Below are 18949 nucleotides of genomic sequence, written 5' to 3'. Positions count from 1 at the left end.
TTGCATTGCATTTTTAATTAGCCTTTTAGAATTTTTAAGGAAGTACTGTGACTATTAGACAGATTCGCATTGTTCCAGATCCTGTTCTTAGAACACCATGTGACCCAATTCGTGAGATTACTCCAGCAGTTAGAAGTCTCGTAGAAGATTTATTAGAAACTGTAAACGATCCAGGTAGAGCTGGGCTCAGTGCAAATCAAATAGGTATTAGCCTTAGAGCGTTTTCATACAATATTGAAGGTCATATTGGATATATTCTCAATCCTGTTATTGAAGAATTGAGTGGTGAACAATATGGGGATGAAGGTTGCTTGTCTGTTCCAAGATTATGGTATAAGACTCGCAGGGCGGATTATGCTAGGGCTAAAGGCATTGATTTAGACGGTAAAACTATTGTTCTAGAAGGCAAGGGCTTAATGGCTCGCATGATTCAGCATGAGTGTGATCATTTAGATGGACACGTTTATTTGGATCGTTTAGAGAAAGATGTTAGAAAACAAGCTTTACGCCAACTTCGTAATGGATTAGCTAAATAATATCTAAATAAGAAATATCAACAACTATAGTATTAGTTCGTAATATTTATTTAGTATTAAGCGTCTGATATGATTAATCTTTGCGTGTCCATTGAGCATGAATATTGTCGCGTTATATGATTGCTCGTTTTTTATTGTCTACTCGGATGCGCGAATACGCGCCATGTACGCGTCCGTTCGTGTCGGTCGGCTTGGATTTAGACATATGTTAGCCAAGTTGCATGCGAACAGGCATGGCCAGGCAGGAACCGACAAGAAAGGTATATAGATATGGCACAGATTACCATGAGTGAAATGCTGAAGGCAGGTTTGCACTTCGGACATCAGACTCGTCGCTGGAATCCAAAGATGAAGCAATTTATTCTAACCCAGCGCAATGGTATTCATATCATCAATTTGTTCAAGTCGCTCGACATGATCGACAAGGCTTATGACTTCATTAAGCAGACTGTTGCTCACAACGGTACTGTTTTGTTCGTGGGTACCAAGAAGCAGGCTCAAGAGGCTGTGCAGAATCAGGCTACTCGTGTGAACATGCCTTACGTGAGCGAGCGTTGGCTCGGCGGTATGCTGACGAACTTCCAGACTGTTTCCACTCGCGTAAAGCGTCTCAAGGAACTTGAGGAAATGGACTTCACTGATGTTCGTGGATCTGGTTTGACTAAGAAGGAGCTTTTGCTTCTTGAGCGCGAAAAGGACAAGCTTTCCAAGCAGCTCGGCGGTATTCGCAACATGAACCGTACTCCTTCGGCAATGTTCGTTGTTGATATTAACAAGGAAGCTTTGGCCGTTGAAGAAGCTCACAAGCTTGGTATTCCAGTTGTGGCAATCGTTGACACCAACACCGATCCAGACTCTGTTGAGTATCCAATCCCAGCAAATGATGATGCAATTCGTGGTGTCGAGCTTCTTACTAGCTTGATGGCTGACGCTGTTGCAGAAGGTTTGCTTGAACGTGCTGGAAAGGGCGCAAAGTCTGAAGGCTCTGACGCTCAGCCAATGGCAGCATGGGAAAAGGAACTACTCACTAAGGAAACTGAACAGTCTGAAGACGAAGCCAAGGCTGAATAAGTCTGTTGGCGGTTAATGAGGAGAACAAAATGGCAGCAATTACTGCAGCGTTGATTAAGCAGGTGCGCGAAGAAACTGGCGCTGGCATGATGGACGTTAAGAAGGCTCTTACCGAAGCCGAAGGCGATGTAGCTCGCGCTAAGGAAATTATCCGTGCTAAAGGCATTCAGGCCGCTGGCAAGCGTGAAGGTCGCAAGGCTCAGGAAGGAACCGTTGCTTCTAAGGTTGTTAAAACTGCAGAAGGTGAAACTGGCTATGCAGTTGAATTGAATTCCGAAACCGACTTTGTTGCTAAGACTCCAAAGTTCGTTGAATTCTCTGAAACCGTGTTAAGCAATGCTATTGAAGCTGACGCTTCCAGCGCAGAAGAGCTTCTTGCCGCTAAGGCTGGAGATGCTACTGTTAAGGAAGAAGTAGAAGAAGCAGCAGCTTTGTTTGGTGAGCACGTTAAGGTTGGTCAGATTGCCAAGATCAGCGGTCCTCATGTAGAGATTTATGCTCACAAGAAGTCCGTTGAATTGCCTCCAAGCATTGTTTCTATGATTGCTACTGATGAGGCTGGTGCTAAGGTCGCTCATGAAGCTGCTTTGCAGATTTCCGCTATGGGCGCTCAGTGGCTTCGCCGCGAAGACGTTCCAGCTGATGTATTGGAGTCTGAGCGTCGCGTTGCTACAGAGAAGTCTTTGGCTGAAGGCAAGCCAGAGAAGATTGTTCCAAAGATTGTTGAAGGTCGTTTGAATGCCTTCTTCAAGGAAACCGTTCTCCTTGAGCAGTCCTACGTCAAGGATCCATCTAAGACTATTGGAGATTTGTTCAAGGAAGTCGGCGGTTCTGCTTTGGCTTTCGCTCGTGTTGAGGTTGGCAAAGGCTCTGCTGAATGATTTTTAAGCGAAAGCTTATTAAAAATTCATAAAACAAGAATGGGTTTGCGTGATAAGTCATGCAAGCCCATTCTTTTAATTTATACATTATAAAATCGTGTTTTGCTGTGTCGTCATTGAAAGATATCATGGCAAAGATATGCTTGCGTTCGCCGTTATGACTGGAGGAAAGTTTTATGACTATCGCACAAGCGGGGGAAAGCAAGTCTCGTAGAGTTTTATTGAAGCTCTCGGGAGAAGCATTTGGCGGTGGCGCCGTTGGTATTGATACTCATGTTATTCGTAGAATTGCTGGAGAAATTGTAAAAGCAGTGCATGAAGGCGTGCAAGTTGCAATTGTTGTTGGCGGTGGTAATTTCTTCCGCGGAGCAGAGCTTCAGCAGGCTGGAATTGATCGTAGTCGTGGTGACTATATGGGTATGCTCGGTACTGTTATGAATTGCTTGGCTCTGCAAGATTTTCTTGAACAAGCTGGTCAGGCAACTCGTGTACAAACTGCTATAACAATGGGCCAAGTTGCAGAACCTTATATTCCACTTAAAGCAATTCGACACCTTGAAAAGGGTCGTGTAGTTATTTTTGGCGCTGGTGCTGGAATGCCATATTTTTCAACTGACACTGTATCTATTCAGCGATCTTTGGAAATACATTGCGATGAGGTTTTGATGGGCAAGAATGGTGTAGATGGTGTTTATAGCGCTGATCCACGGAAAGATAAGAACGCGAAGAAATTTGTAACGTTAAATTATCAACGTGCTCTTGTCGATGGTCTTGCTGTTATGGATGCTTCTGCACTATCTATGGCTAGAGACAACAAGCAGAAGATTCGCGTATTCGGATTAGAGGGCGAAGGAAACGTCACTAGAGCACTGGTTGGTGAGGAAATCGGAACTTTAGTTTCGGATGCTGAGCCTGCATTTGCTTAAATATGCGAATATTCATAATTTGAATATTTAAAATTGAATAAACATGAAAATAGTTAAATAATAAATTTTAAAATTGGCACATACCGATAAAGGAGATTACATGCCAGCGATTATCGATCAGGCTCTTGAACAGATGAACAAGTCTGTGGAAGCTACTAAAGAGAATTTCATGGGCATTAGAACTGGACGTGCTAATCCTGCTCTTCTTAATGGCATTATGGTTGACTATTATGGTGCTCCAACACCTATTAAGGCTGTTGCTTCTATTGGTGTTCCAGAGCCTCGCACTCTTTCTGTAACTCCTTTTGATGCTTCGCAAGCTAATGCTGTAGAAAAGGCTATTCGCGACTCAGATTTAGGAGTAAGCCCTAATAGAGATGGCAATGTAATTCGTGTTACAATGCCAGAACTTACAGAAGATCGTCGTAAAGAATACGTAAAGCTTGCTAAGACAAAAGCTGAAGAAGGTAAGGTTGCTGTTAGAAATATTCGCCGTAAAACCAAGGAGAATATTGATAAGTCTGTAAAAGATGGTGAAATCGGCGAAGATGAAGGAGAGCGTTTACAGAAAGAGCTTGATAAAGTTACGAAGCAAGTAACTGATTCCTTAGACGCTTTGCTTGATGGCAAGCAGAAGGAAATAATGGAGGTCTGATTCTTCAGAAACTTTTAGGCTGAATGGGTGTCGTATGAATCAAGAAAATCTTGAAGAATTGTCTAACAAAGCTGATTTGTTAACTAATAACAATTTACTCGGTAATAATAAGTCAGCAAAATCTGATTCTTCACATGAAAAGACTATTAACGGCACCCATGATGCTTTAGGCGATATAAATCGTCGTACTGGCAGAAATATGCCTCAAGCTATAGCAACTGCAGTTTTATTGGTTGCTGTGATTATCGCTTGTCTTGTAATTAGCATCGATGCTTTTGTTATTCTTTTAACTATTTTTATGGTCCTCGCGTTGTGGGAGTTGCATGTAGATTTTGCTACCGCAGGTTTTAGGATCCCATTTCTGGTATTGTCTATTTGTTCTGTAATCACTATTCTTTCTGCTTTTTATGCAAGATGGCATGCTGTTGCTATGGCAAGTGGCATAACAGCGTCATTGCTTTTAACTGTTGTTTTTGCTACATTGAATAGCACTGTTTCTCAAAGGACTTTGCGCGCTGTAGAAAAAAAGCTTCAGCATCCTACATTATCTAAAAGTGCAAAGGCAAATACTTTCACTAATACGGCAGTCTCATTATTTGTTGTATTGTATATTCCTTTGCTTGCCTCGTGCATTGTTTTGTCTTTAACAAATACTAAGTATGCTATAGCGCATGCGTTGCTGCTTGTGTTTCTACCAGCTTTAAGCGACACTGGTGGTTTGTTTGCTGGTGCGTGGCTTGGTAAGCATAAGCTCTCTCCCCGTATTTCTCCTAAGAAATCAATAGAGGGTCTTTTAGGGTCAATGCTTTTTGCTTTGATAGGTGCTTACGCTATCATATCCGGCTTCTATGGATCTTCTTGGATAAAATTCTGGTGGATGCCAGCAATAATGGGTGTTGCATCAGGCATGGTCGGTACCTTTGGTGATTTATGTGCTTCAATGCTTAAAAGGGATATTGGTATTAAGGATATGGGGCATTTGCTTAAAGGTCACGGTGGCGTTTTAGATAGAGTGGATTCTATTTTGCTTTGTGCGCCTGTTCTTATGGCGTTGATTAAGGTTGTAGGGTTCTAATTTATAGGTAATATTTTAGATATTAATCGTTTGTTTTGTCATAAAACCATTACAAGTAACCGTCATGGTTTTCTACTAACATGAGGATTTATGACGATTTGTTCTATTCCTAGTCCTAGTATTTCTCAGATTACATTAGGACCTATCACGTTAAGATTTTATGCTTTATCAATTCTTGCAGGTGCACTTGTTGCAATGTGGATTACCACTCGCAGATGGAAAAGAGAAGGCGGAGATTTTAATCAGATATTAGATGTTGCACTGGTTAGTCTTCCGTCAGGAATAGTTGGAGCACGTCTTTATCATGTTATTACCACTCCCGAAAAGTTCTTTGGACCTAAGGGAGATTTGTTGGAGATATTTAGGATTTGGAATGGTGGCTTAGGAATCTGGGGAGGAGTAATCCTAGGATCTATTGCTGCAAGCGCACTGTGCGCCTATAAAAAATATCCAATAAGCTTGCTTGCAGATGCCGCTGCACCTAGCTTGCTTATTGCACAAGGTATAGGGCGGTTAGGTAATTGGTTTAACCAAGAGCTTTATGGTGCTCCAACTACTTTGCCATGGGGCCTAAAACTTAATTATTCTGCTGCAAATGCTATAGGACACAGTGAAAGTTGCTACGATGGTCTCACATGTCCAGAGGGTACTCTGTTTCACCCTACTTTCTTATATGAAATGATTTGGAATTTTGTTGGAGCAGCCTTGCTTATTTCTTTCGGCAAAGTTCTTAAGCAAAAACTTAAATCTGGATCTGAGTTTGTTCTTTACGTAATGTGGTATACAGCAGGAAGAATGTGGATTGAGTCTTTAAGGATCGATTTTTCACATACTTTCCTTGGAGTAAGAATTAACGTATGGGTTTCTATAGTTATATTTATTATTTCAATTATTGTTTTTATGATTTTGCAGAATAGCCACAGGTCAAGAACAGATCTTGTGAATCGTCTTATTGATATAACTGCAGATGAACGTGAGCGCGAATCTCAATCTAATTCAAATATTAAAACAAAAAGATTATCCTAAAATATTCTTAAATATATAGTTATTTTGTTTTTCTAGTCGCTTGCTTTTCTTAGAATGGAACACATGAATATACAAATAGCACCTAGCATTCTTTCTGCAGATTTTTGCAATCTTGAAAGAGATCTTGTAGCAATTTCAAATGCTGATCTTGTTCACGTTGATGTTATGGATCATCATTTTGTACCGAATTTAACTTTAGGGGAGCCTATTGTTAAACGTATTTGCGAGGTAACCGATCTTCCTGTAGATGTTCATTTGATGATTGAAGATCCTGATCGTTGGGCTCCAGAGTATGCAAAACTTGGTGCTGATTCTGTGAGCTTCCATATGGGTGCCACTCATGCGCCTGTTCGTCTTGCTCGTCAGCTTCGAGACATGGGTTGCAAAGCTTGTTTTGCAGTTCGCCCAGCTGAGCCAGTTGAACCTATTTTCGATATTCTTGATGAATTCGATATGGTTCTTATTATGACTGTTGAGCCTGGTTTTGGTGGACAGAAGTTCTTGAGCAATCAAATGGGTAAGGTTCGTCGTTTACGTGATGAAATTACTCGTCGTGGATTGGATACTCATATTCAGGTTGATGGTGGAGTAAGCCCTTCTACAGCTGCTATAGTCGCAGAAGCTGGTGCTGATGTGCTGGTTGCAGGATCTGCTGTTTATGGTGCTGAAAATCCATCAGCAGCTATTGATTCTATTCGTAATATTGCGCAAGAGGCTTGGCGAGCATGAAACTTTTATTGGGGCATTTTAGAATAATGCCCCAATATTTTATTTATGCAAAATAGAATACAATTAGTAAATCTTTTAAATTGTTTTAAGGAAATTGGTATGGTTAAGTTCGTTTCTAATCAGGAGTACAGTCCTGAAGCACTTGATCGAGTTTTTACTGTACCTAATGTGATTAGTTTTCTGCGTATATGTTCAATACCATATCTTGCCATTTTAATTGCGCAAAATAAAATGTGGTTTGCTCTAATTATTCTTGCTATATCTGCTTTTTCAGATTGCGTTGATGGTTATATTGCTAGAACTTTTAATCAGGTTAGTAAATTAGGGCAGATTTTAGATCCTGTTGCGGATAGGCTTTTAATAGCATGCAGCATTTTAGCTTTAGCGTTTGCCAAGATTATACCTTGGTGGGCGTTGGCTCTTGTTGTTTTGCGAGACATAATAATGGCTATTTTGATTGTTATTCTTGCGCAATATGATTATGGACCTTTACCAGTGAACTTCATGGGTAAAACTGGAACAGCATTATTGATGGTTACTATCGTATTATTTATGATTGTTTATGCTGTTGCGACTGAACCAATGCTTATTTTGTATGCTGCAGCAATAGCTTGTGCAATTTGGGGAATAACGCTTTACTGGTTTGCTGGAGTGTTGTATTGCATTCAAGCTTATAAGTTATTAATAAAAAAGTTTAAATAAGGATTGTACGTATTATAAACTGGTTTGAATAACGGACATATTTATGGTGCAAAAGACTTCTAATCTAAATCATGATGTGAATAACACTGATCATAGTGTTATTCCAGAGTCTTTTCCTGCTCCAACCGTTATCTTATTTTCAAAACGCAGAGCAGTTTTTTCCAAATCAGTGTTTGCTCTTGGTCCTCATCATGTGACTACTTCAAGTTATAACTTTTCTAACCACAATGAAAAAAGACGTCGTATTGAAGACTATTCATTACGCTTAATCGATGATTTGAGCAATAGACCAGTGGATCCTCTTTTTATGGATTCCCGTCTTAATAAGCAGAATGTTAGTAAGATTAATATTTGGATTACTAGAATAATTGTTTTTATTATTTGTGTTGCTCTTGGCACTGTGGGAAGTCAATTTGTGCAAAAATTGCATACGGATTCTCGTAAAGCCATACGTTTATCGCTAGCTAACGAGCTTACTTCTCGCACGAGTCGTTTTGACAATCTTGTTAAAGATGTGACTAGATTGCGTACGAGTGTAGATCGTGAGTCAAAAAGGATTAATACTCCTTATGAAAATCAAGTTGATAAATCTGACAATATGACGAATGGCACACATGGCGTTATAGGGTCTGGAATTGTTTTAACTATTGCTAATCCTATTTCTACAAACAATGACGTTTCTAGCGGTAATATTCCTAGAGAAATGGCTAAGGGAGCAAGAATTAGGGTTGTTACCGATAGAGATATTCAGATTTTTGTTTCTATTCTTTGGGATGCAGGTGCAGAAGCAATATCAATAAACGGTCATAGAATTGGCGCTCAAACGTCGATCCGTACTGCTGGGTCAACTATTCTTATAGGTGTTAATCAGACTCAAAGCCCTTATACGATTGAGGCTATTGGAGATAGTTCTAGTCTTATCGAAAAGTTAAATTCTCAAAAGCGCTCTCCGTGGTTTGTTTCTCTTAGCGATGCAGGTATTAATCCGCAAATTTCTAAGTCAAATGCGCTTAGACTTTCCGCTGCTGGAACTGGTGAAATTAATTTTGCAAAAGAATTATTGAGTAGGAGATAGGAAAATAGGTTATGACAGCTGTTCTTGGATTGATTTTAGGTGCTCTTATTGGGATTGTTGTACATCCTGATATTCCAGTAGTTATTCAACCTTATCTGCCGATTATGGTTCTTGCAGCTTTGGACGCTCTGCTTGGAGCTGCAAGAGCTTATTTTGAGCGTAGTTTCTCTGATAAGGTGTTTGTTATTTCATTCTTTTCGAATGTTATTGCTGCTACTCTTTTAGTTTTACTCGGAAATCAACTTGGAGTTGGAGCACAATTGCAAACTGCTGTTATTGTTGTATTAGGAATACGAATCTTCTCTAACGTTTCTGCAATACGTCGTTTTATATTTAGAGGTTGATATGCGTCATCCATTTTCTAATGCATCAAAAAATAGCATAAAGAACGACAATTTAGACGATACTTTTGATAAAAATGTTGACAAAAATATTGATAAAAATATTGACAATATCGTCAGAAAATTGCATCGTCAGCATGCTAAAGATCGCGAAAGTGACCGTACACAAACAGGTTCTTTCCCGATTGTTAAACGAAAAAATAAGCCTTCATTGCAAGGTCATATTACGCGTACGCGTATTTTAACTGGCTTACTTGTTATGCTTCTTTGCGCATTGCTTGGATTTGCTTATATGATTCAAGTTAATAGAAGTACACTTGTGTATCAGACGATGAGTGAGGATGAGCTTACTCGTTTAATTACAGAAACTAATTCGCAAATACAAAATCTAGAGCAGCGAAAGTTTGAGTTAACTAGCCAGCTTAATTCTTTAAAAGCGTCTGTTAACAAACAGGAGGAAGCTGCTAGAATTGCTAAGCAGAATTCTCAGACGAGTGGTTTAATATCTGGTCGTCTTCCAGCTGTTGGTAAGGGAGTAATTATTCACATTACTGCTGGAGAAAAAGAGCGTGTGGATGCTGCTACAATGTTTCAACTGCTCGAAGAGCTTCGTAATGCTGGAGTTGAGGTTATGTCTGTTAACGACATACGTATAGTGACTTCTAGCTATATTTCTGACACTAAGCATGGGTTATTGTGTGATGCAATTGAGATTAATCCTCCATACGTTGTTAAAGCTATTGGCGAACCACAGAACTTGCAAAACGCCGTAAACATTGCTGGGGGAGTTGGATCTAGATTAAAAGTTAAATTCGGTGCTTCCGTATATGTTTCAACGCCTGAAGAGGTCGAAATTCGCTCGACACGCGAACCAAAACAGTATCAATATGCAAAACCAGTCGAATAAGAAGGTAAAATAGCAATTATGACTGAACCGATTCCTACTGCTGGCGAAACAACCATTATTGGTATGCCAGCTATTACCATTCCAATAAACTCTAATGCAGATCGTCCTCTTAGGCAGGATGATTTAGATACTATAGCAAAGCTGCTTCCTGGTACTGCCTTGCTTATTTCTACACGTGGAGCAGTTTCTGGATCGCGTTATTTACTAGATGAGGACGTCGTGTCTGTTGGACGAGATTCTAGAGCTGATATTATGCTAGACGATTCTACTGTTTCTAGAGCTCATGCTGTTTTTCGTAGAAATGGTACTGTTTTTAGCATTGCTGATGCTGGAAGTCTAAATGGAACGTATGTTAATCGTAACCGTGTTGATGAAGCTATTCTTCATAATGGTGACGAAATTATGATTGGCAAGTTCCGATTAATGTTCTTTACGTGTGACGCTGTTACTAAACGATAATGACTTTTGAAAACTCTCCTGAAGATAGTGCGTTGGCTGATTCTTTAAAACATGATCATCAACCAACGCAGGGGGAGCTGTTTTCATTTTCGGATGATGAAGAGTATTCCACAGGATACCGTGGAAGTGTTGCTATGAATATCGCTGGTATTACATATAGGCAACTTGATTATTGGGCGCGTAAACACATAATTGAACCTTCTATTAATCCGTCTCATGGTTCTGGATCTCGTCGTTTATATTCCTTTAAAGACATTGCAATTATGGCTGTTTCTAAGCGACTTTTAGACGCTGGAGTAAATCTTACTAATGTGACTACTGCTATAGTGTTTTTAAATTGTTTTAGCGTAAAGCATCTCGAAAATATGACTATAATTTGCGATGGCCAATCTGTTGTTGAATGCGATAGTAATCAGGAAAATATGCGAGATATGCTTGAATGTGGTACAGCTGTTTTTGCTATCGCTGTTGGTCGTATTGTTAAACAGGTTAAAGCTGATTTAAACTCTGAATTATCTAAATAAATTTCTTAATATATTTGTATCTTTTATTCCTAAAATATATCTAATCTGACATAACGTACATTATCGGGTAAATACTCATATATGTTCTAGCAAGAAAAAACAAATAATATTTCAAAATTATTCAAAATACTCGTTAATGACATTATTCAAATCAGAAACACTGTCGATAATACGATAAGCTCCGTGAGCTTTAAGCTCACCAGGCTCGGCATAACCCCAAGAGCAACCCAAACAATCAATATTGCATGCTAAAGCGCCATCAACGTCCGTCCAACGGTCGCCAACCATTAAAGCACGGTCTCGTAAAGGATCGAATCCAATATTTTCAAAAACATAGCTAATAACTTGATCTTTATTAATCCTAGACATATCTTTGCTAGCACCATAAATACCATCAATCAAGTTTGTCAATCCAAAATGATCACAAATTGGTTTAACTTGATATTCTGGCTTGCAAGATGCAGTAGCAAGATAATAACCAGACTTTCGTAGCAACTTTAGCTGCTCAGGAATGCCATCATAAACTTTGTTCAAAAAATTCCCAGTAATCATATCACCATTTGGATTATCAGGATCTATAAAAGTTGCAACTTCGGAATAATATTTCCTGTACAATTTAACGCCTTCAGATTGCAATTCTTTAGGCATATGATTCCTCTGAAAAGATTCAAGTATAGACGGTCCAACAAAACGCAACATTTCAGTATCATCAGGTATTTGCATACCAAGATCAGACATCGCTTTTTTAGCGCACGCAATAATACCAGCATGCGATTGTGTTAAAGTACCATCTAAATCAAGAAGAACAACTTTCATGACAGCTTATTTCCCTTAGAAGTGTTTTGTTTGTAAAAATAATTCTCACTCGTAATCAGGAATCCAACCCTCATGATGCATCTTTAAACGCTTATCAAGTAAAGCTTTAAGCTCTTCTTCACTTCTACGCTCTAAAAGCATATCCCAATGCGTACGTGCTGGCTTATTAAAATCATCATCTGGCCTGTCTGCATCGCCTTCCTTATGCGCTAATGCACCACAACGGCATTCCCACTCTTCAGGAATTTCAGCACCTTGAGCAAATGGAAGAATCGTTCTGTGACCTTTAGGACACACATATGCAACATCGTTACGAGCAGCGAAATCAACATTATCGTCGGATTCCAATGATTTAGCTCCAATGCTCATTCCACGTAAACTGCGCTCTGCCATAATATATTATTCTCCTTTTTGTTTTCATTATAAAGCTAGCGAATTGCACGGACGATACACAAATGTATACCATGATATATCAATAACATATCAAACATCACAATAAGCAACTACCCCGCGATTAATAAGTTTAGCTGCTTCATAAGCATTGTGAGCTAAAGAATCATCTACGTTAGGCAATATTTTCAAATATTCGCTAGCAACAGCAAGTTGATTAAGTAAGTCAATAAGTCTTTTTGCAAATCTGACAAAATCACCACCAGTTATGTCAGTATTCTGCAATATGTCAAGTAAATCAGCACCCTGAGCCCAATCATAAATCATATCAATTGCACCAAAATCAAGAGGTCTTAAAGCATCAAGATGATTATTCAAGCACATATCACTTATACGAATAAATAATTCTTTCATCCTTAAAACTGTATTGAATACAGGCGCATTTAATCCTCCAGGATACCTACGCGGCTCTCCCCCAACAGGACCTCTAGACTCGTACACTAATGCAGATAAACAAGACAATAATTGAATAGGTGTTAGATTATTAAAAATTCCTTCACAAATTGATTGAGCAAAAACAACATCAAGCTCGTTGTAAAGTCTACGAAGCAACTGACCCTTGTCTGTTAACACTAAAGCATCGTTCGTATTTTTTAAATAGTCTAATCTACAAAGGACTTCACAAATACTATCGAAACATCTTGCAACTGAGCCAGTGCGAGAATTATAGCGATCCTTAACCTGATTTAGTTCACGCATTTCTCGAGCCCAATAATAACCCCAGTGTAAATGACCTTGAATATCTGGGCATCCTGCACAAGGATGGTTACGCTCCTCGTTGCGTAAAGTATCGATAGTTTTATCTAATTCTTTAAAAGCTTTAGTACGCTCAGTTTCACTAGCAAATATTGTATGCTTAAGTTTTCTACGCTGATCATGCTGAGCATCTTTAAGACGCATTCTAAGAGTCATAAACTCAGCAAAATCACCTTGAGTGCAATGAAATGCTTGTTCGTAACCGCTAATAGCTTCTTTAAGATCCTCAATACGACTTAAAAGCCTTTGAGCAGAAGCATTGGCTTCCCATTGAGCAAAAGAACTACTTAGAGTTATGCGAGCAGTTTTAACATCACTATTATTTAGGAGATTAACAGCCATGTTGAATGTAGGAACAAAGCTAGAATGAAGAGGATACACACGTTTACTAGACAATGATGCAGCCTTAGAAGGATCAAAATCAGGATTGTCAATTAACACTGCATGACCAATATCATCTATGCCACGTCTGCCAGCGCGACCAGTAAGTTGTGTAAATTCACCAGGAGTTAATGGAACGTGACCTGTACCATCAAATTTAACGAGTTTTTCAACAACAACACTTCTCGCAGGCATATTTAAACCTAAAGCAAGAGTTTCTGTAGCAAAAATAACTTTAATAAGACCGCGTTCAAAAAGCGTTTCGACAATATGACGAAAAATAGCAATCATACCAGCGTGATGAGCTGCAAAACCTTGTTCAAGAGCATACCTAAAACGCTCAAATCTAAGTGCCTTTAAATCGCTTTTGCTTAGCTTATTTTCCGCAATCATAGAATCAACTATTCTGCGGATTTCATACATTTCTTCATCGCTAGTAAGAGATAATCCAGCGTTTAAACATTGTTGAACAGCCTGATCGCATCCAGAACGAGAAAAAATAAAATATATTCCTGGGAGCATATCAAGGTAATCAAGCTCATCTATAACAGCCCACCTTTTAGGTGTGTGTCTAACAGCAACTTCTCCCCTATTACTTTTAGATGAATTATCATATTTGTTAGAAAACTTGCCTTTTCTAAAACGTTTATTCGTATTACGATAAGATGCTTTACGGCGTAAAGAAGCATTCTCCCATTGAGTGATTTTTCTTGTTAAGGCAAGATTCACATGATTAGTACTATTACCGTTTTTATCAACATCATATAAGTTAAGTAGTTCAGGCTCTGTGCGTCCATCCTTTTGGATAATAACATGTCTTTCGAGTGGAACAGGACGATGCTCATCTACAACCAAATGCGTTTCTCCGCGCACAGAAGAAATCCATGCACTAAAATCTTCCACATTAGAAACGGTTGCAGAAAGACCAATAATCTTAACGCTCTGAGGAAGATGAATAATAACTTCTTCCCACACAGCACCCCTGAATTTATCTGCAAGATAATGAACCTCATCTAAAACAACAAATCCAAGAGATTTAAGAGTAATTGAACGTTCGTAAAGCATATTGCGTAAAACTTCTGTAGTCATAACAACAATATCAGCTTCTGGATTAACCGAAGTATCTCCAGTTAAAAGTCCAACTCTATCTATTCCATAAACTTCACAGAAATCATGATACTTTTGATTACTTAAAGCCTTAATAGGAGTTGTGTAAAATGTTTTAACTCCACGATTTACGCCTAGGAAAACGGCAAAATCAGCAACAACAGTTTTACCTGCTCCAGTAGGAGCTGCCACAAGAACATTATCTCCATTTTCAAGAGCATCAATGGCTTCAACTTGAAAATCATCTAAATCAAAACTTAAAGATTGTTCAAATTTTGCAGCCATAGATCGAGAGTGCTTAATAGTTTTCTTAAATGAATTAAAGCGCTCAGCTGGAGATAAAGGAATTTCAGAATCATTCTTGCAATCGTTTGAATCAACAAGAATATCATTTTTCTTTTTCTTGCGATATGACGTCTTAGACATAAAAAAGTTTAGTTCTTTCTTCTTAAATCAGAATAATTTTAAGTTCGCAATTCACTAAGATTCTTTTGACTCTTTAAAAATAGGATTATCAATATCTTCTTGACGCAACGACTTTGTATTCCAATTTTGCCAAATGGACTTATGCGTTTCTCTTATACGATTATGACGCTCATTAACCTTAATTCGAGTATGCTCGTATCTACGCGCTGCATCCTTTATAGGACGAGTGAATAGCGGACTTGTATCATTAGCTAAAGAATCATTATTGTCTTGAAGTCTTTCAAAGCAAGAAGAAACTTTTTCAAGAAAACTTGAAGAATTCTCAAAAATACTAAAAGCATTTCTAATAGCGAAAACAGTTCCGCAAGCAATCATACAAAGCATGAAAAGCGTAATAATAATCCAAATCCACCACGGCATTTTAATTCTCCACAATAGGAGAATCGCTATGATCAACACTCAATTCACGTTGAGCACGAGCAATAATCATAGTCCGCAAAGTTTCTGGAGAAACGGCTTTGATATGACGGGCATGAGCAATACAGAAAGCAACAAACCAAGAATCTGAGCAAACAGTCAAATGAACTTTAACGCCACTCCCACAAGGCTCAACCGTAGCACCCGAAAGACTCTTTAAGAAGTTTAAATCAGGTTCATCAGTGATAAAGCATGTTTGCGTACCATTGTCAAAACTCCACTTACGAAGTTCGCTAATAGGAACATCCGGAATTTCTACAGGGCAAACAGGCGTAATTACCTCTGCGTGCTCAATGCGAGCAACGCGAAGGACTTGCCAAATTCTAGGCAAACCATTTGCCTTATTGATAGAAGTATCCTTCGCAACGAGACTACGTTTATCTTCTGGAGCCTGATTTTCGACATCAGTCCAAACTGCAACGTAATAGACACCTTCATCAACAAAAATCTTAGAAGGTGCAACAACTTTCCTACGAGTTCTGCCCGCTCCGTCTGTATACTCCATGTCAATTAGAGCACCAGCATTAATAGCGCTACGAACTATAGAACAGTTTCTAGGCTCTACTTCATAACCAGTAAGGCTCAGCCAAGGAGTTTCACCTGGACGCACATGCCTACGCAAACGCATATACAAAGCCTTAGCCTGGTCTCTCTGTTCAACAGGAAGAAGCGGTGAATGAGCAAGATAATTAACTGATGCGGTCAACATGCTCATATACTGCTGAGAAACGCCAGCCAATCGCTCAAGCCCTAATGAATTTGTTGCAGAAACAATTCCTTCAGCTTCTAGCAAAGACCAATCAATATCGAAGAACTGACTACCAGCCATCTCTCCATCATCGGATACAGTCGTAAGAGTGTTGATATCTTTGTGCAAAATAGCAACAAATCTACGAAGTTCATCTTCACTCTTTGGCTTGCCTATAAATCTAACAGCAAGCTCATCCAATGGGAACTCTTCACCAAGATGCGCAGAAAGGAAGAGCATTAATCGAAGTCTGCGATCAACCTCACTTCCAGTTTGGAAAGATGCTTTCTTTTGGCGTGATTTGTCTGGCTCAGAGTCAGACAAATCTTGATTATCGTCAGAGCTATTTTGCGATAAATCGTCTTGCTCAACATAATCTTCATCGCAAGACACAAATTCCGTTGCAGCATTAAGTCTACGATGGAATGCATCTACTGCTTCTTGTGGGCTTACAACACAAGAACCTGGATGTTCAAGCACAAACATCGCTAAATCATCCGAATCGGTATAAGCAACATTCAAATGCTCGCCATCAACATCAACTGTTGCAGCAAATCTACGCGAATCAATAACCTTAACTAACGCATCTGGGATTGTCTGAGTGCCTAGACCCGGAGCAATAGAATCAAGACCTAATCCAGGTATAGGAGTTTGAGGAACCCTCGGAGCTGTACGAGATGCAGAAGAATGCTGTTGCTCAACTTTACGAGATTCAGAAGAAGAAATAGACATAGACCTAGCCAAATAATTGGCAGCAGCCAAAACAGGAAGTTCTTCTTGCTCGAAACGTATACGAACTCTTGGCTCATCGCCGAGCTGCAATCTATAAGATGCGAAATCTTGCCCTTCGGATTTGGAAGAATATTCTGGCTGTCTTGACTCAATTGCAATTCCCATAGCCGCAAGTTTTGCACGATCCCTTTGGAACTGCTTAGCAAAAGCTGCCTTAGCAGCCTGATCTGCAAGTTCCCCATATGAATCAGCATAAGCTTTAACTCGTTGTGCAATCTGACGCGAAGTCAGCCATTGTGGAAATGCGGAAGACAACACCGCGAGCACGTCTAGCTCATGTTTGCCCCACTTATCGGAAAAACGACGTCTTCCGTTACTTCCTTCTGCCATTGGTCCTCACGTATCGTTTCTTTTGTAGTTTCCTTCCATGCATAGAGAATCTGCGATTAATGTAAGACGCTAAATCCTCCACACACACTTTATCTATTTTAATGGTGTTTTGCTATACGTGTGGACATTTTTAAAAAAACTCATGATTTTTCTTATTTTATTATTATGAAGGGTAAGAAAACCCTTGAAAACAAGCCATTTCACACGCGACACGCCATAAATATTTTTTAATTCCCAAATTTCACACGCTATTTACACCCATTCATCTGGTTCAATACCCTGAGGTCCAACAAATTCCCCATTTGGAACGTAGCTCGGCTCTCCGGTATCTTCTAAAACAGCATCAGAGAACATAGAAACCTGATTTCCAAATGTCCAATCACCACGAATAGTAACTGACTTTGCAGCAGCTAAAGCAGGTACTGAGTAAGGGAATCTTTCATTGAAATCATTGATATTTCGATAATAACGAGGATCAAGATCAATATCTGGGAATATGTAGTTGCCATCCTCCATCTCATAAGAATCGGTAAGATGGAATCTGTCTGAACGCATTATAAACAAATCATTGGTTGTCTTAACGGGTAAGAATCTCATTCTATCTACTTCTACACAAATAGCATCATTAAAAAGCGAGATTGCAGCGCCCATCGCAGTTTCCAGCTGAATAACTTTCTCGCTGTTTTCATTTGTAGGATCAATAGTTTTTCTATTGCAAATCACAGGAAGAGGAAGAACTCCATTGTATTCTTCCAACTTTTTTTGCAATGCGTCAACGCGAACCCAAATATTATTTGTATTAAAATAGGGATGTTTTTTAATACTTTGAGCACTTCTTCGATCTTCTGGATGAACTTGAGTCATTTCTCGAAGCATCATTCTTCCGGTTTCGAGATCTCTAACAATATGACCACCCTTACGATCTGCTTGAGTACGCTTAGCAACCTCAATCATTATTGAAGCACCAGTGTTTTCAAAATGCTGCGCAAGAGTACGAGAAGGTCTAGCGCCTAAATTATCCGAATTTGAAATAAATAAATACTCAATACCATTTTTCTTCAAAACGTTTAACAATCCTGATTCCCAAATTGTTGAGAAAATATCTCCATGACCTGGAGGACACCACTCTAACTCAGGATCTTCTGGATAAGAAACTGGCTCACAAGTTTCCTCTAGTAATTTGGGTTCTTGATGCTGAATAATTTCAACAGGAATATTTTTTTGAGAAAATTTACGATTACGCTTCAGCACTTGTAATGTATCTTTAGATGTGCGGAAAGAGTTCATAAAAATAAGAGGTAAATCAACACCTAAGCGTTGACGTGCTGTAAGAACCTGACCGATTATTATATCTATAAATCGCATTTGTCGAGCTTTGTGCCTACGGACAGGTAACAAAGATTTTGCGCATGACAATCCCATAGACGTTCCCAAACCACCATTAAGCTTAATAAACGCTGTTTTTGCGAAGGCGTTTACAGCCTTATCGTGATCAATAGTCTCATAAATTTCGTGAAAATTAGGAACACTCTTAATAGGCTCTACAGTATTTTCGCGAATAAATTCACCAGACTTATCATTAATCCACGAGTCATAAAGATGCGCAAATTGATTAATCGCAATCTCACTCATACCTTGTTCGCGCATCTTTGCAGCGGACAATTCAAAAGTGTCGCCCATTTAAGACAGCCTCCTTGTATGCATTATGTTTAATAGTTTATCTATTCAATCTATATGTTGCAAACAAGGTGAATTGATT

At 39.1% G+C, this 18949-nt stretch carries 20 protein-coding genes; 14 read left to right on the top strand and 6 right to left on the bottom strand.

Annotated elements, in window-relative coordinates; translation table 11 throughout:
• Positions 1 to 47 precede the first annotated feature (47 nt).
• The 14 genes from def to ACJV45_RS03055 all read left to right on the top strand — a co-directional run bounded on the left by def (position 48) and on the right by ACJV45_RS03055 (position 10907).
• The gene (def, locus tag ACJV45_RS03120; RefSeq protein ID WP_004120615.1) at positions 48 to 536 is read left to right on the top strand and encodes a peptide deformylase; all 489 of its coding nucleotides are present in this window, start codon (positions 48 to 50) and stop codon (positions 534 to 536) included.
• Positions 537 to 806: 270 nt separating this feature from the next.
• On the top strand, positions 807 to 1607 hold the full coding sequence (rpsB, locus tag ACJV45_RS03115; RefSeq protein ID WP_004111661.1) for a 30S ribosomal protein S2: 801 nt from the start codon (positions 807 to 809) through the stop codon (positions 1605 to 1607).
• Positions 1608 to 1636: 29 nt separating this feature from the next.
• Positions 1637 to 2488 carry a translation elongation factor Ts gene (tsf, locus tag ACJV45_RS03110; protein WP_004120617.1) on the top strand — a complete coding sequence of 284 codons (852 nt, stop codon included), beginning with the start codon at positions 1637 to 1639 and terminating at the stop codon, positions 2486 to 2488.
• Positions 2489 to 2664: 176 nt separating this feature from the next.
• A complete protein-coding gene (pyrH, locus tag ACJV45_RS03105; protein WP_004120619.1) occupies positions 2665 to 3414 on the top strand; it encodes a UMP kinase in 750 nt (249 codons plus the stop codon).
• A gap of 100 nt (positions 3415 to 3514) precedes the next feature.
• A complete protein-coding gene (gene frr / locus ACJV45_RS03100) occupies positions 3515 to 4069 on the top strand; it encodes a ribosome recycling factor (RefSeq protein WP_004111654.1) in 555 nt (184 codons plus the stop codon).
• Between the two features lie 34 nt (positions 4070 to 4103).
• The gene (locus tag ACJV45_RS03095; protein ID WP_116772878.1) at positions 4104 to 5144 is read left to right on the top strand and encodes a phosphatidate cytidylyltransferase; all 1041 of its coding nucleotides are present in this window, start codon (positions 4104 to 4106) and stop codon (positions 5142 to 5144) included.
• Between the two features lie 90 nt (positions 5145 to 5234).
• Entirely contained in the window at positions 5235 to 6170 is a 936-nt protein-coding gene (lgt, locus tag ACJV45_RS03090; protein ID WP_004120623.1) for a prolipoprotein diacylglyceryl transferase, read from the top strand.
• Between the two features lie 63 nt (positions 6171 to 6233).
• On the top strand, positions 6234 to 6899 hold the full coding sequence (gene rpe, locus ACJV45_RS03085; protein ID WP_019261676.1) for a ribulose-phosphate 3-epimerase: 666 nt from the start codon (positions 6234 to 6236) through the stop codon (positions 6897 to 6899).
• 99 nt (positions 6900 to 6998) lie between these two features.
• On the top strand, positions 6999 to 7601 hold the full coding sequence (locus ACJV45_RS03080; RefSeq protein WP_004125866.1) for a CDP-alcohol phosphatidyltransferase family protein: 603 nt from the start codon (positions 6999 to 7001) through the stop codon (positions 7599 to 7601).
• A 43-nt stretch (positions 7602 to 7644) separates the two neighbouring features.
• Complete coding sequence (locus ACJV45_RS03075; RefSeq protein WP_004120635.1) at positions 7645 to 8676, top strand: DUF881 domain-containing protein; 1032 nt, start codon at positions 7645 to 7647, stop codon at positions 8674 to 8676.
• Between the two features lie 11 nt (positions 8677 to 8687).
• A complete protein-coding gene (locus ACJV45_RS03070) occupies positions 8688 to 9020 on the top strand; it encodes a small basic family protein (protein WP_004111642.1) in 333 nt (110 codons plus the stop codon).
• A 1-nt stretch (position 9021) separates the two neighbouring features.
• Positions 9022 to 9924 (top strand): DUF881 domain-containing protein, encoded by a 903-nt coding sequence (locus ACJV45_RS03065; protein WP_004120636.1) that lies wholly within the window; start codon positions 9022 to 9024, stop codon positions 9922 to 9924.
• A gap of 18 nt (positions 9925 to 9942) precedes the next feature.
• Entirely contained in the window at positions 9943 to 10383 is a 441-nt protein-coding gene (locus ACJV45_RS03060; protein ID WP_004111634.1) for an FHA domain-containing protein, read from the top strand.
• A complete protein-coding gene (locus ACJV45_RS03055) occupies positions 10383 to 10907 on the top strand; it encodes a MerR family transcriptional regulator (protein ID WP_004120637.1) in 525 nt (174 codons plus the stop codon). The genes ACJV45_RS03060 and ACJV45_RS03055 overlap by 1 nt, the downstream gene beginning before the upstream one ends.
• Positions 10908 to 11024: 117 nt before the next feature.
• Here ACJV45_RS03055 and ACJV45_RS03050 read toward each other — a convergent pair whose 3' ends face one another.
• From ACJV45_RS03050 to ACJV45_RS03025, 6 genes are all read right to left on the bottom strand, one after another.
• Positions 11025 to 11723: an HAD hydrolase-like protein gene (locus ACJV45_RS03050; protein WP_419397629.1), complete on the bottom strand. Its 699-nt coding sequence runs from the start codon at positions 11721 to 11723 to the stop codon at positions 11025 to 11027.
• Between the two features lie 45 nt (positions 11724 to 11768).
• Positions 11769 to 12116 carry an RNA polymerase-binding protein RbpA gene (locus ACJV45_RS03045; protein WP_004111625.1) on the bottom strand — a complete coding sequence of 116 codons (348 nt, stop codon included), beginning with the start codon at positions 12114 to 12116 and terminating at the stop codon, positions 11769 to 11771.
• Between the two features lie 90 nt (positions 12117 to 12206).
• Positions 12207 to 14843 carry a DEAD/DEAH box helicase gene (locus tag ACJV45_RS03040; RefSeq protein WP_410312485.1) on the bottom strand — a complete coding sequence of 879 codons (2637 nt, stop codon included), beginning with the start codon at positions 14841 to 14843 and terminating at the stop codon, positions 12207 to 12209.
• Between the two features lie 54 nt (positions 14844 to 14897).
• Positions 14898 to 15263, bottom strand: a complete 366-nt coding sequence (locus tag ACJV45_RS03035; protein ID WP_004120640.1) for a hypothetical protein — start codon at positions 15261 to 15263, stop codon at positions 14898 to 14900.
• A 1-nt stretch (position 15264) separates the two neighbouring features.
• On the bottom strand, positions 15265 to 17190 hold the full coding sequence (locus ACJV45_RS03030) for a helix-turn-helix transcriptional regulator (RefSeq protein WP_004115086.1): 1926 nt from the start codon (positions 17188 to 17190) through the stop codon (positions 15265 to 15267).
• A gap of 252 nt (positions 17191 to 17442) precedes the next feature.
• Positions 17443 to 18870 carry a UTP--glucose-1-phosphate uridylyltransferase gene (locus ACJV45_RS03025; RefSeq protein WP_004125881.1) on the bottom strand — a complete coding sequence of 476 codons (1428 nt, stop codon included), beginning with the start codon at positions 18868 to 18870 and terminating at the stop codon, positions 17443 to 17445.
• Between the last annotated feature and the right edge of the window lie 79 nt (positions 18871 to 18949).

The sequence above is a fragment of the Gardnerella lacydonensis genome (assembly GCF_048545055.1).
Taxonomy (GTDB): domain Bacteria; phylum Actinomycetota; class Actinomycetes; order Actinomycetales; family Bifidobacteriaceae; genus Bifidobacterium; species Bifidobacterium vaginale_C.
This window is presented reverse-complemented; position numbering and strand designations above follow the sequence as displayed.